The sequence below is a fragment of the Pseudomonas sp. NPDC096925 genome (assembly GCF_044762545.1).
In the GTDB taxonomy this organism is placed as follows: domain Bacteria; phylum Pseudomonadota; class Gammaproteobacteria; order Pseudomonadales; family Pseudomonadaceae; genus Aquipseudomonas.
In genome coordinates this window covers 80,603-102,064 of record NZ_JBIWEM010000010.1, presented here as the reverse complement: position 1 = coordinate 102,064, position 21,462 = coordinate 80,603, and the positions used below count along the sequence as shown (strand labels likewise).

General features: G+C 64.9%; 21 protein-coding genes. 12 read left to right on the top strand and 9 right to left on the bottom strand.

Translation table 11 applies throughout. The features are described from left to right. Positions 1-2: 2 nt before the first annotated feature. Entirely contained in the window at positions 3-875 is an 873-nt protein-coding gene (locus tag ACIQYU_RS23600; RefSeq protein ID WP_272493152.1) for a cation diffusion facilitator family transporter, read from the bottom strand. 22 nt (positions 876-897) lie between these two features. Continuing rightward, positions 898-1,317: a hypothetical protein gene (locus ACIQYU_RS23595; RefSeq protein ID WP_013974328.1), complete on the bottom strand. Its 420-nt coding sequence runs from the start codon at positions 1,315-1,317 to the stop codon at positions 898-900. A 116-nt stretch (positions 1,318-1,433) separates the two neighbouring features. Between ACIQYU_RS23595 and hrpB the strand changes: the two genes are divergently transcribed. Beyond that, entirely contained in the window at positions 1,434-3,962 is a 2,529-nt protein-coding gene (gene hrpB, locus ACIQYU_RS23590) for an ATP-dependent helicase HrpB (protein ID WP_207834279.1), read from the top strand. 18 nt (positions 3,963-3,980) lie between these two features. Here hrpB and ACIQYU_RS23585 read toward each other — a convergent pair whose 3' ends face one another. Then, positions 3,981-4,472, bottom strand: a complete 492-nt coding sequence (locus ACIQYU_RS23585) for a hypothetical protein (protein WP_207834280.1) — start codon at positions 4,470-4,472, stop codon at positions 3,981-3,983. A gap of 87 nt (positions 4,473-4,559) precedes the next feature. Next, positions 4,560-5,216: a YciC family protein gene (locus tag ACIQYU_RS23580; protein ID WP_207834281.1), complete on the bottom strand. Its 657-nt coding sequence runs from the start codon at positions 5,214-5,216 to the stop codon at positions 4,560-4,562. A gap of 166 nt (positions 5,217-5,382) precedes the next feature. On the opposite strand from ACIQYU_RS23580, the gene ACIQYU_RS23575 reads away from it, so the two are divergent. From ACIQYU_RS23575 to ACIQYU_RS23565, 3 genes are all read left to right on the top strand, one after another. After that, positions 5,383-6,138 carry a DUF2076 domain-containing protein gene (locus ACIQYU_RS23575; RefSeq protein ID WP_207834282.1) on the top strand — a complete coding sequence of 252 codons (756 nt, stop codon included), beginning with the start codon at positions 5,383-5,385 and terminating at the stop codon, positions 6,136-6,138. A 162-nt stretch (positions 6,139-6,300) separates the two neighbouring features. Beyond that, positions 6,301-6,780, top strand: coding sequence for an NYN domain-containing protein (locus ACIQYU_RS23570; RefSeq protein ID WP_004576858.1), 480 nt, complete (start codon positions 6,301-6,303; stop codon positions 6,778-6,780). 8 nt (positions 6,781-6,788) lie between these two features. Beyond that, a complete protein-coding gene (locus ACIQYU_RS23565; protein ID WP_207834283.1) occupies positions 6,789-7,394 on the top strand; it encodes a PolC-type DNA polymerase III in 606 nt (201 codons plus the stop codon). On the opposite strand, the gene ACIQYU_RS23560 is transcribed toward ACIQYU_RS23565, so the two are convergent. Further along, positions 7,391-7,840 (bottom strand): Lrp/AsnC family transcriptional regulator, encoded by a 450-nt coding sequence (locus ACIQYU_RS23560; protein ID WP_015271918.1) that lies wholly within the window; start codon positions 7,838-7,840, stop codon positions 7,391-7,393. The genes ACIQYU_RS23565 and ACIQYU_RS23560 overlap by 4 nt on opposite strands. Before the next feature lie 154 nt (positions 7,841-7,994). Here ACIQYU_RS23560 and yedA point away from each other — a divergent pair, with 154 nt between their 5' ends. Next, positions 7,995-8,915: a drug/metabolite exporter YedA gene (gene yedA / locus ACIQYU_RS23555; RefSeq protein WP_207834284.1), complete on the top strand. Its 921-nt coding sequence runs from the start codon at positions 7,995-7,997 to the stop codon at positions 8,913-8,915. A gap of 55 nt (positions 8,916-8,970) precedes the next feature. Further along, complete coding sequence (locus ACIQYU_RS23550; protein ID WP_402802427.1) at positions 8,971-10,302, top strand: DEAD/DEAH box helicase; 1,332 nt, start codon at positions 8,971-8,973, stop codon at positions 10,300-10,302. A 117-nt stretch (positions 10,303-10,419) separates the two neighbouring features. Here the strand turns inward: ACIQYU_RS23550 and ACIQYU_RS23545 are convergent, their stop codons facing one another. From ACIQYU_RS23545 to ACIQYU_RS23535, 3 genes are all read right to left on the bottom strand, one after another. Continuing rightward, positions 10,420-11,661 carry a TIGR03862 family flavoprotein gene (locus ACIQYU_RS23545; RefSeq protein ID WP_402802425.1) on the bottom strand — a complete coding sequence of 414 codons (1,242 nt, stop codon included), beginning with the start codon at positions 11,659-11,661 and terminating at the stop codon, positions 10,420-10,422. Positions 11,662-11,809: 148 nt separating this feature from the next. Next, on the bottom strand, positions 11,810-12,724 hold the full coding sequence (locus ACIQYU_RS23540) for a histone deacetylase (protein WP_015271914.1): 915 nt from the start codon (positions 12,722-12,724) through the stop codon (positions 11,810-11,812). 121 nt (positions 12,725-12,845) lie between these two features. Beyond that, a complete protein-coding gene (locus ACIQYU_RS23535) occupies positions 12,846-13,538 on the bottom strand; it encodes a histidine phosphatase family protein (RefSeq protein ID WP_333956851.1) in 693 nt (230 codons plus the stop codon). Positions 13,539-13,718: 180 nt separating this feature from the next. Here ACIQYU_RS23535 and ACIQYU_RS23530 point away from each other — a divergent pair, with 180 nt between their 5' ends. The 5 genes from ACIQYU_RS23530 (at position 13,719) to gabP (ending at position 18,797) form a co-directional block, all read left to right on the top strand. Next, on the top strand, positions 13,719-14,288 hold the full coding sequence (locus ACIQYU_RS23530; RefSeq protein ID WP_233687373.1) for a GNAT family N-acetyltransferase: 570 nt from the start codon (positions 13,719-13,721) through the stop codon (positions 14,286-14,288). 147 nt (positions 14,289-14,435) lie between these two features. Further along, the gene (gene tesB / locus ACIQYU_RS23525) at positions 14,436-15,305 is read left to right on the top strand and encodes an acyl-CoA thioesterase II (protein WP_063911819.1); all 870 of its coding nucleotides are present in this window, start codon (positions 14,436-14,438) and stop codon (positions 15,303-15,305) included. Further along, positions 15,302-15,892, top strand: a complete 591-nt coding sequence (locus tag ACIQYU_RS23520; RefSeq protein WP_063911818.1) for an HAD family hydrolase — start codon at positions 15,302-15,304, stop codon at positions 15,890-15,892. The genes tesB and ACIQYU_RS23520 overlap by 4 nt, the downstream gene beginning before the upstream one ends. A gap of 165 nt (positions 15,893-16,057) precedes the next feature. After that, positions 16,058-17,068 (top strand): NAD(P)-dependent alcohol dehydrogenase, encoded by a 1,011-nt coding sequence (locus tag ACIQYU_RS23515; protein WP_063911817.1) that lies wholly within the window; start codon positions 16,058-16,060, stop codon positions 17,066-17,068. 337 nt (positions 17,069-17,405) lie between these two features. Further along, the gene (gene gabP / locus ACIQYU_RS23510; RefSeq protein WP_207834293.1) at positions 17,406-18,797 is read left to right on the top strand and encodes a GABA permease; all 1,392 of its coding nucleotides are present in this window, start codon (positions 17,406-17,408) and stop codon (positions 18,795-18,797) included. A gap of 57 nt (positions 18,798-18,854) precedes the next feature. On the opposite strand, the gene ACIQYU_RS23505 is transcribed toward gabP, so the two are convergent. Beyond that, positions 18,855-19,718 carry a LysR family transcriptional regulator gene (locus tag ACIQYU_RS23505; RefSeq protein WP_207834295.1) on the bottom strand — a complete coding sequence of 288 codons (864 nt, stop codon included), beginning with the start codon at positions 19,716-19,718 and terminating at the stop codon, positions 18,855-18,857. A gap of 176 nt (positions 19,719-19,894) precedes the next feature. Here ACIQYU_RS23505 and ACIQYU_RS23500 point away from each other — a divergent pair, with 176 nt between their 5' ends. Then, positions 19,895-21,421 (top strand): MFS transporter, encoded by a 1,527-nt coding sequence (locus tag ACIQYU_RS23500; RefSeq protein ID WP_207834297.1) that lies wholly within the window; start codon positions 19,895-19,897, stop codon positions 21,419-21,421. The last annotated feature ends 41 nt before the right edge of the window (positions 21,422-21,462 follow it).

Sequence of the window (21,462 nt, the reverse complement as noted above, 5' to 3'; positions counted from 1 at the left end):
ATTCACACCGGATCCGCATGCACCATCACATCCGCCTGTGGATAACGCTGGCGGATCACCCGCGAGGCCTCCACGCACAAGGCGTGCGCTTCATGCAGCGGTAACTGCCCCGGCATCTCCAGGTGCAGCTGCACGAACCACTGGTTGCCCGACACCCGTGTACGCAGGTCATGCACACCTTCAACCCCGGGAATGGCCAGCACCAGCGTAGCCATGTCCTCGCCAACATCGCCGGGCAGTTCCTGATCCATCAGGATGGCCGTACTCTCCCGGGCGATCTGCAGCGCGCTCCAGAGGATGTAGACGGCAATGCCCAGGCCGAACAGCGCATCCAGCTGCGGCCAGCCAAAGCGTGCCAGCAGCAGGGCCAGCAGGATGCTGCCGTTAAGCAGCAGGTCCGAGCGGTAGTGCAGGGAGTCGGCCCGCACCGCCGTGGAGCCGGTCAGGCGGATGACCTTGTGTTGCAGTGCCAGCAGGGCAAGGGTCAGCACCAGCGACAGCAGCATTACCGCGATACCTATGGCGGTATCGCCCAAGGGTTGCGGGGTGTGCAGGCGTTCCACCGCCTGCACCCCGATCAGCACCGCACTGACCCCGATGAACAGCGCCTGCGCCATACCGGCCAGGGCTTCGGCCTTGCCATGACCGAAACGGTGGTCGTCGTCGGCCGGGCGCAGGGCGTAGTGCACGGCGAGCAGGTTGAGGAACGAGGCAACGGCATCCAGTGCCGAGTCGGTCAGCCCTGCCAGCAGGCTGATCGAGCCGCTCAGCCACCAGGCCAGCGCCTTGCTCAGGACCAGGATGCTGGCCACCGCCAGTGATGCGCGGGTGGCCAGGCGCAGCAGGCGCTGGTGTTCAGCCGGGGTGGTCATCATCCGTGGTCAATGTCCTTGTGGTTCAGGCTGCAGGCACCAGGCCCAGGCTGGCCAGTTGTTCAATGCTGCCGCGATGCTGGATCAGCCGTGGGTCGTTCAGCGGCAGGCGCTGGCCCAGCTCGCTTTCGAGAATGGCCTGCAACTTCAGGTTGTCGACCTTGCCATCGGGGCTGACAGCCTCGCGCAGTTTGACCGGGTCGACCTGGGCGGATCGCCCGCCTGAGTAATAGATGGCGCCCGTGGCGAAGTCGATACCGAAGGCGATCAGCCCCGGGATCACGTAGAACAGGATGCCGATGGCATCCATTGCGGCAACCACAGGGTCGATCTTGCCGCCGATCTGGCCACGACGTTCCGGGTAGAGAATGGTGCCGCAGGCTGTCAGTTGGGTCAGCAAGGTGACGATGAGGGCGCCACCGATGACGCGGGTTGGGATGCGCATGTAAATCTCCGAGAAGGTATTCAGCAGGGCAAGCGAAGCGCCTGCACCTGAAGCTAAGACCATGATAGAGCAGGCTGGGTTCGCCGTTATACTCGCGGCACTGTTCGAGGACCACCATGATTTCATTACCGATCGATGCTGTCTTGCCCGCCCTGCGCCAGGCCCTGGAAAACCGTGACGAAGCGGTGCTCGAGGCGCCACCCGGCGCTGGCAAGACCACCCGCGTACCGCTGGCGCTGCTCAATGAGCCATGGCTGGCAGGGCAGAGCATTCTCATGCTCGAGCCCCGGCGCCTGGCAGCGCGCGCGGCTGCCGAACGGCTGGCCAGCGAACTGGGCGAGCAGGTTGGTGAAACGGTGGGCTACCGCATTCGCCTGGACAGCAAGATCGGGCCTAAAACCCGCATCGAGGTGGTGACCGAAGGTATCCTCACCCGCCGCCTGCAGGCCGACCCGGCGCTGGAGGGGGTGGGGCTGGTGATCTTCGACGAATTCCACGAGCGCAGCCTCGATGCCGACCTGGCCCTGGCATTGAGCCTGAATGGGCGCGAATTGTTGCGTGACGACCCGCCACTGAAGGTTCTGCTGATGTCCGCGACCCTGGAGGGCGAGCGGCTGTCGCGGCTGCTGGACGATGCTCCTGTGGTCAGCAGCGAAGGCCGCATGCACCCCGTCGACATCCGTTGGGGGCGGCCTTACCAGCCGGGTGAGTTCATCGAGCCACGGGTGGTGGATAGCGTGCTGCAGGCGCTGGCCGATCAGGCCGGCAGTGTGCTGGTGTTCCTGCCGGGCCAGGCCGAGATCCGCCGGGTGCATCAGAGCCTGCAGGAAGCGTTGGGTGAACGGCCCGAAATCCTGCTGTGTCCGCTGCATGGCGAGCTCGACCTCAATGCACAGCGTGCGGCCATCGACCCGGCGCCCAAGGGCCTGCGCAAGGTGGTGCTGGCCACCAACATTGCCGAGACCAGCCTGACCATCGACGGCGTGCGCGTGGTGATCGACGCAGGCCTGGCCCGGGTACCGCGCTTCGACCCCGGCAGCGGCATGACCCGCCTGGACACCCAGCGCATCTCCCGCGCCAGTGCTACCCAGCGTGCCGGCCGTGCCGGCCGCCTGGAGCCCGGCGTGTGCTACCGCCTGTGGTCCGAAGCCCAGCATGACCAGCTGGCCGCCCACGGCAGCGCCGAGATCCTGCAGGCCGACCTGGCCGGCCTGGCCCTGCAACTGGCACGCTGGGGCGTTACGCCCGAGCAGTTGCGCTGGCTCGACCAGCCTCCCACTGCCGCCTTCGCCCAGGCCCAGGACCTGCTGGCACGGCTCAATGCGTTCAAGCCCGGCAGCCGTGACCACCTCAGCGAACACGGCCAGGCCATGGCCGAGCTGCCGGCGCATCCCCGTATCGCGCATTTGCTGTTGCGCGGCCAGGACCTGGGCCTGGCACAGATGGCCTGTGATGTGGCCGCGCTGCTGGGCGAGCGGGATATCCAGCGCGGCGGTGGCGCCGACTTGCACAGCCGGCTGGCGCTGGTCAGCGGCGAGAGCAAGGCTTCGCGAGGCGGCCAGGGTGGCGTGCAACGTGCCCGGCAACTGTCTCGCCAGTACCGCGGCCTGCTGCGTGGCAAGGCCGGTGCGCCGGTCGCCGACCCGGATCACCCGCGCTGGCTGGGCGCACTGCTGGCGCTGGCCTACCCCGACCGCGTCGCCCAGCAGCGCCGCGAGGGTGGCGCGGAGTATCGGCTGGCCAATGGCCGTGCGGCGCTGTTTGCCGAAGCCGATGCACTGATGAAGTGCCCGTGGCTGGTGATTGCCGACCTGGGCAGCCGCCAGGGCCAGCGCGAAGAACGCATCTACCTGGCCGCCGAGTTCGATTCGGCGCTGTTCGAGGGCGTGCTGGCCGAGCAGGTCGACCGGGTCGATATTCTCGATTGGGACGAGCGCGAGCAGGTGCTGCGCGCCGAACGCCAGGTCAAGGTTGGCGAGCTGGTGCTCAGTCGCGAACCGCTGCCGGGCCTGGATGACGAAGCGCGGGCTCGCGCGTTGCTTGGCCTTGTCCGGCGCAAGGGCCTGAACCTGCTGGCCTGGACCCCGGAGCTACGGCAATGGCAGGCGCGCGTGGCCCTGCTTCGTCAGCTGGACCTGGCCAAGGATGGCCACAGTGAATGGCCCGACCTGGCCGACGAGGCCTTGCTCGCCAGCCTGGAAGACTGGTTGCAGCCCTACCTGGGCAAGGTGTCGCGCCTCAGCCATTTTGCGGCGCTGGACCTGCCATCGCTGCTGCGCAACCTGTTGCCCTGGCCGCTGCCGCAGCGCCTGGAAGAACAGGCCCCCGCGCACCTGACTGTGCCGTCCGGCTCGAACATCCGCCTGGACTACAGCGAAAACCCACCGATCCTCGCCGTGCGCCTGCAAGAGCTGTTCGGCCTGGCCGAAACCCCACGCATCGCCAATGGCCGCCAGCAGGTCAAGCTGCACCTGCTGTCACCTGCACGCCGCCCGGTGCAGGTGACTCAGGACCTGGCCAACTTCTGGCGCACGACCTATGCCGAGGTGAAGAAGGACCTGAAAGGGCGCTATCCGAAGCATTACTGGCCGGATGACCCGTTGGTGGCCGAGGCTACGGCGCGGGCCAAGCCCAGGGGGACCTGACCGTGTCGGAGTACCCGCTCAACCGAGCGGTTTGAGCAGGAAGGTCAGCACGTCACCTTCCTCGACATTGAGCAAGGCCACCCAGTCGCCGCTCTTGTGGGGGGTATCCGTGATGGCACCAACCCGATAACCGCGGTGGTCGCGCAGATGGCAGACCAGCCCTTCATCGCTCAGATGCAGCGGTTCGATCTTCCAGTAATCGGTGACTTCGGCATGCCAGTAGAAACCGAGGTAGCCATTGCGGCTGACGCCCAGTTTCTTGGCCTTAGGGTGCCCGGGAATGCTGATGTGGTAGTGCAGGCGATCGTCGGTGCGCGAGTGGTAATGAAAGTCCATCACCGGCGAGTCTTGCCGCCCACCCGCCTGCAACCAGTCATCCTCAGGGGTGAAGCCCCAATTGAATTTGTCCGTGCTGCGGCTCAGACGCAGGGGAATGTCGTAGTCGATTGCGCGCATGTACAGCCTGCCGCGAAAAGACCTGGCGAATACCGCCAGAATGTCTTCGTCCATGGTGCTCTCCTTGAATGGCATTGAAGGTTGTGCACCCTAATGCCAGGGCTCGGCAGCCAGGCAGATCGAAGACTTTCCCCGGTAACCTCAGGCGCTGGCCTCACCTTCCAGCAGCATGAACAGGCGGTACAGCACCACGGTGCTGAACAGTTGCAGGAAACCGCTGAGGCTGTCCATGGCCAACTCCATGCCGGGCGACGGTTCGGGGAAGGCCATCAGCAGCAGCCCGTCGATCAGCCAGATCGGTGCCAGTACGCCGACCACGCAAACCATGATGCGCATGAAATGCCCCGTGGTCATGCTGGCACTGTCGCGCATCGACTGCACTACCGGCCGGCCGCGCAGTACCAGCAGGTACTCGGCGAACACCAGGTTGATCATGATCCACACGCCCGGGAAGATGAACAGCGCAAGGCCGGCCATGATCAGCAGCGAGCTGATCAGGATCAGCAGGGCCAGTTGCGGCCACAGTTGCACGGCACGGGCGAACAGGTTGCGCTTGGCGATGTCCTGGCCGTTGCTGCGGGTGTCCAGGTACAGGATCAGTGCGGCGCTGTACAGCGGGTAGAACAGCAGGCTGACCAGCATGCCGTAGGCTGGCGATGCCTGGTCGCCCAGCTGGCGGTACAGCAGTTGGGTGACCAGGGCTTCCAGCACCACCAGCGGCAGGCACAGCTGGAGGATGTTCGGCAGGTGGCGGCGGAAGAAGTACAGGGAGTCGCGCAGAACGCTCAGCGGATTCATCAGTCAACATCGCATGGCAGTAAAAACAGGGGCCTAACTTTAGCCCAAAGCAGGCTTGGGGCTGTCATTTGCTGAAAAAAGTTTCACGCCGCCGGTGATTGAATCCCACGCCTGTACGCCCCATCTTTGACGCTGTCCGTTGTCCCGCTACCCCACGAGGTCGCCCATGAATACTGAAGAACAAACCCTGATCGACGGCCTGTTCGGCCGCCTCAAGCAAGCCGAGGACCCGAGCCAGCCACGTGATGCGCAGGCTCAGGCATGCATCGAGGAACATGTGCGTCAGCAGCCGGCGGCGCCGTACTACATGGCCCAGGCGATCCTGGTGCAGGAGGCGGCGATCAAGCGCCTCGACGAGCAGAACAAGCAACTGGAAGCCGAACTTAAGCAGGCCCGTGCCCAGGCCGAGGCCGCCCGTGCCGGCAGCGCGCCGAGCAATGGCGGTGGTGGTTTCCTGTCCAGCATCTTTGGTTCGGCTGGGCGCAATACGGCACCGGCCGTGCAGTCGCAGCGTCCCGCTGCAGCCCCTGTGGCATCTGCTGGTGGCTGGCGTGAGCCGTCGGCGCCGGGCTTTTCCCAGCCGCAAGCGCAGCAGCCTGGCTTCGGCGCTGCGCCGGCACGCAGTGGTGCCAGCAGCTTCCTCGGTGGCGCGATGCAGACTGCGGCCGGTGTGGCGGGTGGCGTGTTGCTGGCGCAGGGCATCAGCAGCCTGTTCAACCACAACTCGCAGCCGGAGGAGGTGGTCGAGGTGATCAAGGAAGAGCCGGCGCCGGCCAGTGACAGCGGTGGCTGGAACGACTCGGGGGCGCAGCAGCAGGTGGCTGACAATGGTGGTTGGGGCAGTGACCAGGGTGGTTATGCTGACAGCGATTATGGCAGCGATGATGGCGGGTTCTTCTCGGACGACGATTCGTACGTCTGACAGGTCTGGCATACTGCTGGCAGTTTTGGGGGCGCTTTGCGCCCCTTCGCGGGCACGCCCGCTCCCACAAGTACCGCGCGACGCTGAACCTGTGGGAGCGGGCGTGCCCGCGAAGGGCTGCGCAGCAACCCCTGCATTCCAGGCCGACCAAGGGGTTCCCAGGTGAAAAAGATCGCGCTGTTCGCCGATGTGCAGAACCTCTACTACACCGTGCGCCAGGCCCACGGTTGCCATTTCAACTACACCGCCCTGTGGGCCGATGTCAGCCGCGAAGGCCAGATCGTCGAGGCCGTGGCCTATGCCATCGACCGTGGCGACAGCAAGCAGCAACAGTTCCAGCAGATCTTGCGCAACCTCGGTTTCGATGTGCGGCTCAAGCCTTTCATCCAGCGCAGCGATGGCTCGGCCAAGGGTGACTGGGACGTGGGCATTACCCTGGATGTGATTGACGCAGCCAGCCGCGTCGACCAGGTGGTACTGGCCTCTGGCGATGGTGATTTCGACCTGCTGCTGGAGCGGGTGATCCAGCGCCATGGCACCGAGGCAGTGGTATATGGTGTGCCCGGGCTTACCGCACTGTCGCTGATCCGTGCTGCCACCCGCTATGTGCCCATCGAGGGTGCGCTGTTGCTCAAACACTGAGATTTTTCATGGAACGTATCGCTGTCATCGACTTTGAAACCACAGGCATCAGCCCCGGCGCCGGCTGCCGCGCCACCGAGGTGGCGGTGGTGGTGCTGGAGGGCGGGCGCATCGTCGAGCGCTACCAGAGCCTTATGAACGCCGGGGTGCCGGTACCGGCCTTCGTCGCCGGGCTGACTGGCATCACCACCGCCATGCTGCGCAGTGCGCCGCCGGTGGACAAAGTGATGAACGAAGTGGCCGATTTCGTCGGTGGCACCCCGCTACTGGCACACAACGCCGCCTTCGACCAGAAGTTCTGGGACTACGAGCTGAGCCGCATCGGCCGTAGCCGCAGCCAGGCCTTCGCCTGTTCCCTGCTGCTGTCTCGGCGCTTGCTGCCGGCGGCACCGAACCACAAGCTGGGCACCCTGACCCGCTGGGCCGGGCTGCCGGATACCGGTACCGCGCACCGGGCCATGGCCGATGCCGAAATGGCCGCCAACCTGCTGCAACACCTGGCTGGCGTGCTGCGCCAGAGCCACGGAGTCCAGCAACTCTCGCACGACCTGCTCTGCCGTTTGCAGAAAACCCCTGCCGCGAAGGTTCGTGAAACCCTGGCCAGATACTGTTAGGGCTTCTTCTCCAGCTGCGCGAGCGGCACCCGCCGCTCCACGGCGCTGGAGAGAATGATCGAGGTCTTGCTGAAGCCGAACTGCGCTACCCGGTTGATCAGCTCTTCCAGCTCGGGCATCGAACCCACCGCTGCCTGCATGATGACGCAGGGGTCACCGGTCACCCGGTGGCATTCGGTCAACTGGGGGATCTGGGTCAACGCTTCGTAGGCCTGCTGATTGCCATGACTGGCCAGGCGCAGTTCGATCACGCACTGGATCGGCAGGCCGATCTTGCTCATGTCGACTTTGGCCTGGTAGCCGGTGATGACCCCGCTGGCCTCGAGTTTGGCCACCCGCTCGGCCACTGCCGGCGCCGACAGGTTCACCTGGCGCGCCAGTTGCGCGAAGGTGGCGCGGCCATTGTCGAGCAGGGCAGCGAGCAGCATGCGGTCGTACTTGTCCATGGATTATTCCTGCCTGGTTTCGATTCGCTTGAAAAACACCCGAATAACCACGCAATGCAAAGTGTAGGGGTGATTTAAAGCTGTTTTGTAACTTAAGTTTAAACGGTGGCCTTTCTAAACTAAGCCACCCGTAAACGGATTTCGAGTGTTTCCCATGCCTGCCTCCCGTCGCTTCCCGTTATTGCTCATTGGCGCTTTCCTGGCCTTGTACCTGGTCTGGGGCTCCACCTACCTGTTCATTCGCATTGGCGTCGAGAGCTGGCCACCGATGCTCATGGCCGGGGTGCGCTTCCTGATTGCCGGTGGCCTGCTGTATGGCTTCTTGCGCTGGCGCGGTGTGCCGGCGCCGACCTGGACGCAGTGGCGGGCGGCGGGGGCGATCGGTTTTCTGCTGCTCAGCTGTGGCAACGGTGGCGTGACCGTGGCCGAGCATGCTGGCGTAGCTTCGGGCGTGGCGGCGCTGGCGGTGGCGACGGTGCCGCTCTTCACCTTGCTGTTCGGCCTGTTGTTCGGGCATCGCAATTCGAAGCTGGAGTGGGCGGGGATCGCTCTCGGGCTGGTGGGCATCGGCCTGCTGAACCTGGGCTCCAACCTGCAGGCAAGCCCGATTGGCGCGGCGCTGATCATTTTTGCGGCGGCGTCATGGGCATTCGGCTCGGTGTGGAGCAAGACCTTGCCGCTGCCCCAGGGGCCCATGGCCAGCGCCGCGGAAATGCTGGTCGGCGGCGCCGTGCTGTTGCTTGGCAGTGTGCTGTCTGGCGAGCGCATGACACAGATGCCGACCGCTGCCGGCTGGGGCGCGCTGGCCTATCTGGTGTTGTTCGGTTCGATCCTGGCGTTCAGTGCCTACATGTACTTGCTCAAGCACGTGCGCCCGGCAGCCGCCACCAGCTATGCCTACGTCAACCCGGCGGTTGCCGTGCTGCTGGGCATCGTCTTTGCCGGTGAGCAGATTGGTGCCGAAGAGTGTGTGGCCATGGCGGTGATCATCGGCGCGGTGGTGCTGATCGGCCTGCCGCAGTGGCGCAAGGCACCTGAGCCGGCGCAGCCGTTGAAAGGCGAAATCTGCAAGTAGGCAGGGGCGATGCGGTAAACTTGCCGCCTTCGCTGAACCCCCTGACGGTATTGCCATGAATTTCGCCAAACTCGGCCTGATCGAACCGCTGCTGCGCACCCTGCAGCAACTGGACTACACCACCCCGACCCCGGTGCAGGCCAAGGCCATCCCCGCCGTGCTGGCCGGCCGCGACCTGATGGCCGCGGCCCAGACCGGCACCGGCAAGACCGCGGGCTTTGCCCTGCCCGTGCTGCAGCGCCTGGCGCTGGAAGGCGAGAAGGTGGCCAGCAACTCGATCCGCGCGCTGGTGCTGGTGCCCACCCGTGAGCTGGCCGAGCAGGTGCACAACAACGTGCGCGAGTATGCCGAGAACCTGCCGCTGAGCACCTACGCGGTGTATGGCGGGGTCAGCATCAACCCGCAGATGATGCGCCTGCGCCGTGGTGTCGACGTGCTGGTGGCCACCCCGGGGCGCTTGCTCGACCTGTTCCGGCAGAACGCCGTGAAGTTCAACCAGGTACAGACCCTGGTGCTGGACGAAGCCGACCGCATGCTTGACCTGGGCTTTGCCGAAGAGCTGCAGTCGGTGTACGCCGCGCTGCCACGCAAGCGCCAGACGTTGCTGTTCTCCGCCACGTTCTCCGACCAGATCCGGATGCTGGCGGGGCTGGCCCTGAATGACCCGCTGAGCATCGAAGTCAGCCCGCGCAATGCCACGGCCACCAGCGTCAAACAGTGGCTGGTGCCTGTGGATAAAAAGCGCAAGGTCGACCTGTTCTGCCACCTGCTGCGCAAGCAACGCTGGAAGCAGGTGCTGGTGTTCGCCAAGACCCGCAATGGTGTGGACCAACTGGTGGAGCGCTTGCTGGCCGAGGGTGTGAATGCCGACGGCATCCACGGTGACCGCCCGCAAGCCACCCGTCAGCGTGCGCTGGACAGCTTCAAGGCCCGCGAAATCCAGGTGCTGGTGGCAACCGATGTGGCGGCCCGCGGCCTGGATATCGATGACTTGCCGCTGGTGGTCAACCTTGACCTGCCGATCGTTGCCGAGGATTACGTGCACCGCATCGGGCGTACCGGGCGGGCGGGCAACAAGGGCGAGGCCATTTCGCTGGTGTGTGCGGATGAAGTGCAGTTGCTGGCGGCGATCGAAGTGCTTACCCGGCAAACCTTGCCGCGTCATGAAGAGCCGGATTTCATCCCTGACCACCGCGTGCCGATGACCGACGCCAGTGGCCAGGTGGTCAAGAAGCCGAAGAAGCCCAAGAAGCCGAAAGAAAACAGCGCCAAGCGCGGGTTGGGGCGCTGGATGGACAGTGCTGAATCAGGCAGTGCGCAGCCGGCGGTGAAGGCGGTGCGCAAGGTGCCTAGTTTCAATGGTGGGGCGCGCAAGCGTAAGCCGTAGATTTGCGGTCTACGCGGTCTCTGTGGGAGCGGGTTTACCCGCGAAGAATGCGACGCGGTGTCTGGCACGGGCTTCGCCCGTGTTCGCGGGTAAACCCGCTCCCACAGGCGGACGGTGTCAGCCTTGGGATTTGAGCCAATCCGCCGCCGCCCGCCCGGCCCGCAAGCCGCTGGCAAAGCACGCCGTCAGCAGATACCCCCCGGTCGGCGCCTCCCAGTCCAGCATCTCGCCGGCACAGAACACCCCCGGCATGCCCTTGACCATCAAGCCCTCATCCAACGCCTCGAAACGCACCCCACCCGCGCTGCTGATCGCTTCATCCAGCGGCCGTGTGCGCACCAGCGTGATCGGCAATGCCTTGATCGCCCTCGCCAAGGCATCAGGGTCGGCAAAGGTCGCCTGATCGGTCAGCTCACGCAACAGCGCCGCCTTGACCCCATCGATACCCAACTGGCTGTGCAGGTGCTTGGCCATGGAGCGCGAACCCCGTGGCTTGGCCAGCGCCTGGGCAATCTTGTCCACAGGCTTGTCCGGCAACAGGTCGAGCAGCAACACCCCGTGGCCCTCACGGTTGATGGCCTCGCGCACCGGTGCTGACCAGGCATACACCAGGCTGCCTTCCACACCCTGCGCGGTGAGGATGAACTCGCCCTTGCGCGGCGCGCTGCCGGGAACGCTGAGGGCAATGTTCTTCAACGGCGCACCGGCGAACTTGTCCTTGAGCAGCGCGCTCCAGCCTGCCACTTCAAAACCGCAGTTGCTGGGCTGCAAGGGCGAAATATCCACAGCCCGTTCGGCCAGCAACGTCTGCCAGCTCCCGTCCGAACCCAGTCGCGCCCAACTGCCGCCACCCAGCGCCAACACCACTGCGGCGGCCTTCACCAGCCGCTCGCCCTGTGGATAAGCAATCCGCAATGCCCCCTCGCTGTTCCAGCCCAACCAGCGGTGACGGGTGTGGATAACTACCCCGCCGTCGCGCAGGCGCTTGAGCCAGGCGCGCAGCAGTGGCGCGGCTTTCATGTCGGTGGGGAACACCCGGCCCGAAGTGCCGACGAAGGTTTCGATGCCCAGGCCGTGAATCCACTGGCGCAAGGCGTCGGCATCGAAGTCGCGCAGCAGCGCAGCAATTTCGCCCTGGCGCTCGGCATAGCGGCTGACGAACGCCGGGTAGGGCTCGGAATGGGTGATGTTCATGCCTCCGACACCTGCCAGCAGGAACTTGCGGCCCACCGAAGGCATGGCATCGAACACCTCGACCGTCAGGCCCGCCTGGGCCAGTGCTTCGGCGGCCATCAGGCCGGCTGGGCCGCCGCCGATGACGACAGCGAGGGGAGGGGAGGCGGGGCTCAGATCAGACATGGTGGGCAGCAGGCTGTGGAAAAGAGGCGCATTCTAGCGCAGCGCGGCCTGTGGAAGCACTGCTCAAAAAATGATCAGTGTTCTGCAGGCCTTGCCTGTAAAGGGCTGCAACGCCTTTCCCGCAGGTTATCCACAAGCGGTTCCACAGTCATTGTGAACAACCGATGACGCGTGCCGCGCTGTGATGAAGGATGCCGTGGCGCCTGGCCAGGGCTGCGCGGTCCTTGCTGTAGCCACCGCCGATCACGCCCACCACCGGGATGTCGCGGCCCAGGCAGTGGCGCAGCACCGCCTCGTCACGGGCGGCAACGCCTGCATCGGTCAATTGCAGATAGCCCAGGGCGTCGTCCTTGTGCACATCGACCCCGGCGTCATACAGCACCAGGTCGGGTCGATAGAGCGGCAGCAGGTAGTTAAGGGCGTCGTCCACCACCTTCAGATAGGCCATGTCGCCCATGCCGCGGGGCAGGGGGATGTCCCAATCGCTTTGCGCCTTGCGCGCCGGGAAGTTCTGTTCACAGTGCAGCGACACAGTGATGGCGTCTGGTGTGTCGTGCAGGATGCGCGCGGTGCCGTCACCCTGATGCACATCGCAGTCGAAGATCAGCACCCGGTGGACCCGGCCAGCCTCCAGCAGGTAGCGGCTGATCACGGCCAGGTCGTTGAAGATGCAGAAGCCGGCAGGATGATCGTAATGGGCGTGGTGAGTGCCACCGGCAAGGTGGCAGGCGATGCCGTGCTGCAGCGCCATCTCGGCGCTCAGCAGCGAGCCGCCTACGGCGCGCACGGTACGCCGGGCCAGGGCCTCGCTCCAGGGCAGGCCGAGGCGACGCTGGTCCTCGCGCGACAGGTCGCCGTTCATGTAGCGCTCGATGTAGCTGCGGTCGTGGGCCAGGGCGAGGATGTCGTTGGGGCAGATGTCCGGGCGCAGCAGGGCCTGGTCGGTGGTCAGCCCGCTGTCGATCAAGTGGTCGTGCAGCAGGCGGAACTTGTCCATGGGAAAGCGGTGTTCGGCGGGGAACTCCGGGCTGTAGTCTTCGTGGTAGATCAGCGGCAACGGCATGGGTGGGGTCGCAATCAGGGCCAGTGCTGATCTTGCCATGGCCGGGGCAGCTTTGCTGCCCAATCACCGGCAAGCCAGAACAGGTAGTGCAAGGCAGTTGCCCTGGCAGGCAGGAGCGGGGTCAGCGCTGTTTCGTGGTACTGGCCAGCACCCGTTGCCAGTCCGGCTCGTTCAGGCGGCCGAGGATGCGCGCCTTGCCATTACTATCCACCGAAACGAACAGCGCACTGGCATAGCCACTCTCACGTTCGCCACCCGCAACGTTCTGCTGGCGGGCAAAATGATCGATGCAACCGTTGTGGGTCACCAGCACCAGGTTATGCCCCGGCCGCTTGTGCGCCAGCGCTTCGCTGGCGAACTGGCCGTCACAGCTTTCCAGCCATTCCTCACTGGCCACCGCCTGGCCAAGGATGAAATGCGCGGTTTGCCGTGTGCGCAGTTTCGGGCTGCTGAGCATATCGGCGTTGTTCAGGCCCAACTCGTGCAGCCCTTGGCCAACGCGGGTCGCGGCCTGGCTGCCGGCCACGGTGATGCCGGTGGGGTCGTCCAGGCACGGGCCGGGGGCGCTGTCGCAGCGTTCGGCGTGGCGGATCATCACGATCACTGCACCGCCGGCCCAGTCCTGCAGCAGGCCGCTGTCACTCAATTGCTGTTCGTTGCCAAGGTCCACGATGTGCGTCCTCGTCGCCAGCCAGGTGCTCAACGCCGCCACGACCATGCACAGGCCAAGGGCGGCACCGAGGGCTTTGCGGGTCAGGCGTCGCTTGCGCCGGGCTTGGATGGCAGGGTGCCCCTGGGTGTTGCTGATTTGCATGCGTTGCTCCGTTGGCGTGGCCGCAGCTGGCGCGGCGGTGGATGGCAGGCATCCTGCCAAGCGGCCTGTCGGGGGGCGGTGAAGGACATGTGAAAATTGCATTCGGGCGTGCCGGCTGGGTGAAACCAGCGCCCGCGCCTACGCTGTAAACTGCAAGACAGTAAAACCGGAGCATGTCCCATGACCCCTATCTTGCAACTGGAAAGCGCACGCCTGGTGTTGCGCCAATGGCACGACGAAGACCTGCGCGAGTTTGCTGCGATGTGCGCCGACCCGCAGGTGATGCGCTACTTCCCGGCGCCGCTGACACGCCTGGAGGCGGCTGCCCTGATCGGCCGCGTGCGCGGGCATTTCAATGAATACGGCTTTGGCCTGTGGGCCCTGGAGCGCAAGGACAGCGGTGCCTTCATCGGCATGACCGGGTTGCTGAACGTGGGCTTCGATGCCGATTTCACGCCGGCGGTGGAGATCGGCTGGCGCCTGGCACGCCGTCACTGGGGCCTGGGTTTTGCCAGTGAGGCGGCGTGGACTTGCCTGCGTTGTGCTTTTGCCCAATTGCGCCTGGAAGAGGTGGTGTCGTTCACTAGCGAGAGCAACCTGCCCTCGCAGAAGGTCATGCAGGCCATCGGTATGCAGCAGGACCTGAACGGTAGTTTCGAACACCCCCGCCTGCCCGTGGGCCACCCGCTGCGCCCGCATGTGCTGTACCGCATCGACCGCGCACACTGGGAGCGTACCCTGCGCGCCTGAATGCATGGCCATGCCCGGCGCGAATGACAAACCCTGTATCATTTCCCTAATGGAGGGCGCTTGCCGCAAGATGTTCAGCGCCTATGAGATCGAGCGCCGCTTGGGCGGCGCATCGCGAGCAAGACTCGCTCCTACGGAGAACCCCCGATGAGTCATGTGTTGGACGACCTGGTCGACCTGTTGAGCCTCGAGTCCATCGAGGAGAACCTGTTCCGTGGACGCAGCCAGGACCTGGGCTTCCGCCAGTTGTACGGCGGGCAGGTATTGGGCCAATCATTGTCGGCGGCCAGCCAGACGGTCGAGGATGCACGCCATGTGCATTCGTTGCACGGCTACTTCCTGCGCCCTGGCGATGCCAGCCTGCCGGTGGTGTATTCGGTGGACCGCGTGCGCGATGGCGGCAGCTTCAGCACCCGACGGGTGACGGCGATCCAGAAAGGCCAGACGATCTTTACCTGCAGCGCCTCGTTCCAGTACGACGAGGAAGGTTTCCAGCACCAGGCGCCGATGCCCGAGGTGGTCGGCCCGGAGAACCTGCCCAGTGAAGTCGAGCTGGCCCGGGCCATGGCCGACCAGCTGCCCGAGCGCATTCGCGACAAGGTGCTGTGCGCCAAGCCGATCGAGATCCGCCCGGTCACCGAGCGCGACCCGTTCAACCCCAAGCCTGGCGACCCGGTGAAGTACGCCTGGTTTCGCGCCGACGGCAACCTGCCCGATATCCCCGCCCTGCACAAATACCTGCTGGCCTACGCCTCGGACTTCGGCCTGCTGACCACCTCGTTGCTGCCCCATGGCAAATCGGTGTGGCAGCGCGACATGCAGATCGCCAGCCTCGACCACTCACTGTGGTTCCACGGCAACCTGCGTGCCGACGAGTGGCTGCTGTACGCCACCGACAGCCCCTGGGCGGGTAATGCCCGTGGCTTCTGCCGCGGCAACATCTTCAACCAGGCCGGGCAACTGGTGGCGTCGTCGTGCCAGGAAGGCCTGATTCGCCACCGCAAGGACTGGGCATGAGCCTGGGCGAGGTGCGCAACTGGGTGTTCGACATGGACGGCACCCTGACCGTGGCCGTGCACGATTTTGCCGCCATCCGCGTGGCGCTGGATATCCCGGCCGAGCACGACATCCTCACCCACCTGGCGGCCTTGCCGGCGGACGAAGCGGCAGCCAAGCATGCCTGGCTGCTGGAGCACGAGCGCGACCTGGCAATTGCCTCCACGGCGGCCACCGGGGCGGTGGAACTGGTGCGCGAACTGGCCGAGCGTGGTTGTCGGCTGGGCATTCTGACCCGTAATGCCCGCGAGTTGGCGCATGTGACGCTGGAGGCCATCGGCCTGGCGGACTGTTTCCCGGTGGAGCACATTCTCGGGCGTGACGAAGCGGCGCCCAAGCCTAGCCCGGATGGGCTGCTGAAGATTGCCAATGCCTGGGGTGTGGCACCGGGTGAGCTGGTGATGGTGGGGGATTACCGGTTTGACCTGGACTGTGGGCGGGCTGCTGGGGCGCGCACGGTGCTGGTGAACCTGCCGGACAATCCGTGGCCGGAACTGGTGGATTGGCATGCGGCCGATTGCCGGGCACTGAAGGTGATGCTGGGCTGAGTTTTTGTGTCGCCTGTGCGGGCCTCTTCGCGGGTAAACCCGCTCCTACAGGGACCGCGCCGAGCTCAAGTCCAGCACTCAACCTGTGGGAGCGGGTTCTCCCGCGAAGAGGCCGGACCTGTCTATGCTGAACCCCAATCTATTCCCTGAACGGAGACCCTACCCATGACCAGCAAGGCCATTTACGTAAAACCCGGCGGCGGCTACGACAAGGTCGAGGTCGGTAGCAGCGAGGCTCCTGCACCCCAGGCCGGCGAGATCACCGTGCGCCTGCACGCCAGCTCCCTCAATTATCACGATTTCGCCGTGGTCAGCGGCATGTGGGGCCCGAGCGAGCGGCGCATCCCCATGGCCGATGGCGCTGGCGAAGTGGTCGCGGTGGGGAGTGGCGTCACCGAGTTCCAGGTTGGCGACAATGTGGTCAGTACCTTCTTCCCCGACTGGCTCGACGGCCAGGCCAATGTCGAAGGCTTTGCCAGGGTGCCCGGGGACGGTATCGATGGTTACGCCCGTGAACAGGTCACCGCTCGCGCCACCGCGTTCACCCTGGCGCCCAAGGGCTTCAGCCACGCTGAAGCTGCCACGCTGACCACGGCCGGTCTCACGGCCTGGCGTGCGCTGATGAGCGACGACCACCTCAAGCCCGGCGATACGGTGCTGGTGCAGGGCACCGGCGGTGTGTCGATCTTCGCCCTGCAGTTTGCCAAGCTGGCCGGTGCGACGGTGATCGCCACCTCGTCCAGCGACGCCAAGCTGGAGCGTCTGAAGGCCCTGGGTGCCGACCATCTGATCAACTACAAGAGCACCCCGGCCTGGGGTGAGAAAGTGCGCGAGCTGACCGGCAACCGCGGCGTCGACCATGTGATCGAAGTGGGCGGCCCGGCGACGTTGGAGCAATCGATGATTGCCACGCGCATTGGTGGACATGTGTCGTTGATCGGCATCCTCACCGGCGTGGCCGGGCAGTTGCCGCTGGTGCAGGCGCTGGTGCGGCAGATTCGCCTGCAAGGTGTGCTGGTGGGCAGCCGCGCCCAGCAGCAGGCGATGGTGCGGGCTATCGATGCCAACGGCCTGCGGCCGGTGGTGGACAAGCATTTCGAGCTGGAGCAGATCGTCGAGGCGTTCCGTTATCAGGAGAGCAACCGGCACTTCGGCAAGATCTGCCTGACCTGGTAACGGCCTGGGCTGCTTTGCAGCCCAGGCACAATACACTCGAATGAAAAACAAAAGCTCCAGACGGCCCGGTGACGCGATCGGGCATGCCGTCGGTGACAGCTGGCGGCAATGGAAATGCCCTGTCGTGATCAAACAGTTTCGGGGCGTTCTCGTGTAATTACCCACAGCCCTGCAAGGCTTAAATGAAGCCCGACCTGCACTGACACGTTGCTCTGTGACGCGTGCCAAATATCAACAACAGAGCGCGAGTAACGTGTCGACTTTTTGATTTCAAAGGAGATATTTTCGCCTACGCCTGCCCGCCCATCCTTGTGTCAGCAAAAAGAGAACAACATCAATGAACACCGTGGGATCTGATGGCAACCTTGCCCAAGGTTTCAAGCCACGTCATGTAACGATGCTGTCTATCGCCGGCATCATCGGCGCCGGACTTTTCGTCGGCTCTGGCCACGCCATCGCGGCAGCCGGGCCAGCTACAATAATTTCCTATTTCGTGGCCGGGGCCCTGGTGGTACTGGTCATGCGCATGCTCGGCGAAATGGCCGTGGCACACCCGGACACCGGATCGTTTTCCACCTACGCCGAGCAGGCCATCGGCCGCTGGGCTGGCTACACCATCGGCTGGCTGTACTGGTGGTTCTGGGTACTGGTGATCCCGATCGAAGCGCTGGCCGCCGGGCATGTGCTGAACGCCTGGTTCCCGCAGGTGGACAGCTGGATATTCGCCCTGGCTTCAGTGCTGCTGCTGGCCGGTACCAATCTGTTCAGCGTGGCCAAGTACGGTGAGTTCGAATTCTGGTTCGCCATTCTCAAGGTCACGGCCATTCTCGGTTTCATCGGCCTGGGTTTCGCCGCGCTGATGGGCTGGCTGCCCAACCGTGAGGTCAGTGGCCTGAGCGGCTTGATGGCCGAGCACGGCGGCTTCGCGCCGAAGGGCTGGTCGGCCGTGGTCGGGGCGTTCATCACCGTGATGTTCAGCTTCATCGGCACCGAAGCGGTGACCATCGCCGCGTCCGAATCCAGCGACCCGTCGCGCAACATCGCCAAGGCCACTCGCTCGGTGATCTGGCGCATCAGCACCTTCTACATCCTGTCGATCTTCGTGATCATTTCGGTGGTGCCGTGGAACGACCCTCAGCTGGCGGTGGTGGGTTCCTACCAGCGTGCGCTGGAGATCATGAACATTCCCAACGCGGCCTTCATGGTCGACCTTGTGGTGCTGGTGGCAGTGACCAGCTGCATGAACTCGTCGATCTACATTGCCTCGCGGATGATGTACTCGCTGGCCAAGCGCGGTGACGCACCGGCCATGCTCAACAAGACCTCCAAGGTCGGTGTACCGCGCGCTGCGGTATTCGGCAGCACGCTGATCGGCGCGGCCATTGCCATCCTCAACTACTTCGCGCCGAAGGGCGTGTTCGAGTTCCTGCTGGCCAGCTCCGGGGCCATTGCCTTGCTGGTGTACATGGTCATCGCCATTTCGCAGCTGCGCATGCGCCGCCGCCTGGAGCGGGAGAACACCGAGCTGAAGTTCCGCATGTGGCTGTTCCCGTACCTGACCTGGGCGGTGATCCTGTTCATTGGCGGGGCACTGGCGGTCATGATGTTCACGCCTGAACACCGGGCAGAAGTGAGCTCGACATTGGGCCTGGCGATCGTGATTTCCTTCCTGGGGATCGTGACCACGCGGGGCCATGCGCAACCCGTGGCGGTGCGTTCGATGGGGTGATTGAGTTCACCTGGCGGTAGGGCAAAGGGCACCAGTGGATGGGTGCCCTTTGTTTTTTCAGCCTTTCATCATCTTGATGTAGCTGATTGTCGCTGGCGCTTTCTCGAAGCGCCGGTGAATCAGGCTAAGCCACGAGCTGGCCTGGCAGTCGACAATACGCCGGTAGTTCACCTGCGGCAGGCTGATGCGCTGTACCACCGATTCCGGCACCACTGCGATGCCTTGGCCGAGTGACACCAGGGTGATCACCGCCACCAGGCTACCCGGCTGTGGGCCGAGCCTCGGGACGAAGCCACCTTGTGCCGCTACCTCCAGCGTCCCGGAGATCTGCTCGGGCAGGATGAAGGTTTCATTGGCCAGGCGCGAAGCCGGGATCTGCGGAACTTCATTGATCCGCGAGCTGGCGGGCAGGGCCAGGACGAAACCTTCCTGGTGCAAGGCGATGGCTTCGAGCTCTCCGGGCAGCTCCATCGGCGAGCGCACATAGGCAAGGTCGAGCAGGCCATCGCGGACCATGCCGGGCAGTTCGGTCATGGGCAGTTCGCGAATGTTCAGGCGCACACCGGGGCAGGTTTCGCTGTAGCGGCTGACTTGCTGCTGGAGCATGCCCGAGTAAGCGGCCGAGGCCACATAGCCCAGTTCGATGCGCCCGCTTTCGCCTCGGGCGGCCCGTTGCGCGCCCAGTTGCGCGGCGTCGAACTGGCGTACGGCATGTTCGGCCTCGATCAACAGCGCCTGGCCGGCGGCGGTGAGGTTGACCTCGCGCTGGTTGCGCTCGAACAGGCGCACGCCCAGTTCGCGCTCCATGTCCTGGATCTGCCGGCTGAGGGTGGGCGGAGCGATGCCCAGTTGCTCGGCGGCGCGGGTGAAGTGACCGTGGCGGGCGACGCAGAGGAAGTAGCGGAAATGGCGGATTTCCATGGGTGTTACCTACAGGGTAATGACGCGGGCCGCCGGGGCTAACAAGCCTGGGGGCTGGCGGCGTTATGTTGAGGCCAACACTACAAGGCTGGTGGCTTGGCGGCAAAGCCTGCCCGGCGATCTTGCAGGCCAATAACACCGCCAAAACCGACCCGCTATGCATCCGGAGCCTCACCATGCCCTCTGCGCGTTTCACCTTGCTCACCGCCTCCCTGGTCTGCGCCCTGATCATTCTCGACACCAACATCGTCGCGGTCAGCCTGCCCAGCATCGCGCGCGAACTGTCCGGCTCGTTCGCCGATATTGAATGGGTGGTCAGCGCCTACCTGCTGGCCTTCGCCGCCTGCCTGCTGCCCGCTGGCAGCCTTGCCGACCGTTTTGGCCGCCGGCGCATGCTGCTGCTCGGCCTGGCTCTGTTCGGCATCGCCTCGCTAGCCTGCGGCGCGGCGCCCAATCTGCTGTTCCTCGACCTGGCCAGGGCAGCCAAGGGCGTTGGCGCGGCGCTTTTGCTGACCTCGGCCCTGGCCGCGATCGGCAACCGCTTCCATCAACCCCAGGAACGCATGCGCGCCTGGGCCTTCTGGGGCGCCTGCATGGGCGCCACCATCACTTTTGCGCCGCTACTGGGCGGGGTGATCGCCAGCACTCTTGGCTGGCGCTGGATCTTCTACATCAACTTGCCGTTGGTGGCAGTGCTGGCAGTGATGGTGTTGCGCAGTGTCGAAGAGTCCCGTGACAGCGCTGCGGCACGGCTCGACCCATGGGGCAGCCTGACTTTCGCCGGCAGCCTGGGTTACCTGATCTGGGCGATGATCGATGCCAACCAGGTAGGCTGGGGCAGTGCGCAAACCCTGGGGCGGCTGGTGATCAGCGCCTTCCTGTTCGGCCTGTTCGTCATGGTCGAGCGCAGCCAGGAACGGCCGATGATCGACCTGCGGCTGATGCGCAGCGGGCGTTTCGTTGGCGCCTTGCTGGGGATGTTTGCCTATGCTGCCTGCGCCCAGGTGATGATGACCCTGCTGCCGCTGTACCTGCAGAACGGCCTGCAATTGTCGGCCTTGGCTGCTGGCGCAGGCATGCTGCCGTTTGCCGTGGCCATGCTGCTGACCCCACGCCTGGGCATGCGTCTGGCTGCACGCTTGAGCCCGGCGCAGGTGTTTGCGCTGGGCCTGGTGCTGGTAGGGGCGGGCAACCTGCTGTGCGCCTGGGCTGCAGGATACGGCGGCTATAGCGCATTCGCCCTCGCCAGCGTGGTGCTGGGCGCTGGCGCCGGGCTGCTCAATGGCGATACGCAGAAGAACATCATGGCTTGCGTACCGCGTGAACGTACCGGCATGGCTTCGGGCCTGAGCACCACCACGCGGTTCGGCGCGATCGTGCTTGCCATCGGTGTTCTCGGGGGTGTGCTAGCTGCCCGCAGCGGGCAATTGTTGCATGAGGCCATGGCCACCGTGGCGCCCGCTCAATCGGGCCAGGTTGCCGCAATGGCTACCCGGGTTGCCGCAGGTGACCTGCAAGCGGCATTGGCCATGCTCGACCCAAGCCTGCGTCAAGCAGTAGCTCCCTTGGCCCGGCAGGCGTTCATGGGTGGTTTCGAAGCTGTATTGCAAGTTGCGGGCGTAGCGGCACTGCTGTTTGCCGTGTCGGTTGGCACGTTGCTGAGGCGGCCACTGCCAACCCTCCAGGGAGCACAGCAATCGTGAACCGGGTGGCCTGAAACGACGTTCGGCTTTGGAGGCAGGTC

Excerpts from the sequence above, each read along its gene's own strand:
- ACIQYU_RS23560 (WP_015271918.1), bottom strand. The coding sequence starts at position 7,840 with ATGGACAAGTACGACCGCATGCTGCTCGCTGCCCTGCTCGACAATGGC.
- ACIQYU_RS23595 (WP_013974328.1), bottom strand. The coding sequence starts at position 1,317 with ATGCGCATCCCAACCCGCGTCATCGGTGGCGCCCTCATCGTCACCTTG.
- ACIQYU_RS23540 (WP_015271914.1), bottom strand. The coding sequence starts at position 12,724 with ATGCCGTTGCCGCTGATCTACCACGAAGACTACAGCCCGGAGTTCCCC.
- ACIQYU_RS23500 (WP_207834297.1), top strand. The coding sequence starts at position 19,895 with ATGCCCTCTGCGCGTTTCACCTTGCTCACCGCCTCCCTGGTCTGCGCC.
- ACIQYU_RS23550 (WP_402802427.1), top strand. The coding sequence starts at position 8,971 with ATGAATTTCGCCAAACTCGGCCTGATCGAACCGCTGCTGCGCACCCTG.
- ACIQYU_RS23585 (WP_207834280.1), bottom strand. The coding sequence starts at position 4,472 with ATGGACGAAGACATTCTGGCGGTATTCGCCAGGTCTTTTCGCGGCAGG.
- ACIQYU_RS23535 (WP_333956851.1), bottom strand. The coding sequence starts at position 13,538 with ATGCAAATCAGCAACACCCAGGGGCACCCTGCCATCCAAGCCCGGCGC.
- ACIQYU_RS23575 (WP_207834282.1), top strand. The coding sequence starts at position 5,383 with ATGAATACTGAAGAACAAACCCTGATCGACGGCCTGTTCGGCCGCCTC.
- tesB (WP_063911819.1), top strand. The coding sequence starts at position 14,436 with ATGAGTCATGTGTTGGACGACCTGGTCGACCTGTTGAGCCTCGAGTCC.
- ACIQYU_RS23530 (WP_233687373.1), top strand. The coding sequence starts at position 13,719 with ATGACCCCTATCTTGCAACTGGAAAGCGCACGCCTGGTGTTGCGCCAA.
- ACIQYU_RS23600 (WP_272493152.1), bottom strand. The coding sequence starts at position 875 with ATGATGACCACCCCGGCTGAACACCAGCGCCTGCTGCGCCTGGCCACC.
- gabP (WP_207834293.1), top strand. The coding sequence starts at position 17,406 with ATGAACACCGTGGGATCTGATGGCAACCTTGCCCAAGGTTTCAAGCCA.
- ACIQYU_RS23505 (WP_207834295.1), bottom strand. The coding sequence starts at position 19,718 with ATGGAAATCCGCCATTTCCGCTACTTCCTCTGCGTCGCCCGCCACGGT.
- ACIQYU_RS23565 (WP_207834283.1), top strand. The coding sequence starts at position 6,789 with ATGGAACGTATCGCTGTCATCGACTTTGAAACCACAGGCATCAGCCCC.
- ACIQYU_RS23515 (WP_063911817.1), top strand. The coding sequence starts at position 16,058 with ATGACCAGCAAGGCCATTTACGTAAAACCCGGCGGCGGCTACGACAAG.
- ACIQYU_RS23545 (WP_402802425.1), bottom strand. The coding sequence starts at position 11,661 with ATGTCTGATCTGAGCCCCGCCTCCCCTCCCCTCGCTGTCGTCATCGGC.
- hrpB (WP_207834279.1), top strand. The coding sequence starts at position 1,434 with ATGATTTCATTACCGATCGATGCTGTCTTGCCCGCCCTGCGCCAGGCC.
- ACIQYU_RS23520 (WP_063911818.1), top strand. The coding sequence starts at position 15,302 with ATGAGCCTGGGCGAGGTGCGCAACTGGGTGTTCGACATGGACGGCACC.
- ACIQYU_RS23580 (WP_207834281.1), bottom strand. The coding sequence starts at position 5,216 with ATGAATCCGCTGAGCGTTCTGCGCGACTCCCTGTACTTCTTCCGCCGC.
- yedA (WP_207834284.1), top strand. The coding sequence starts at position 7,995 with ATGCCTGCCTCCCGTCGCTTCCCGTTATTGCTCATTGGCGCTTTCCTG.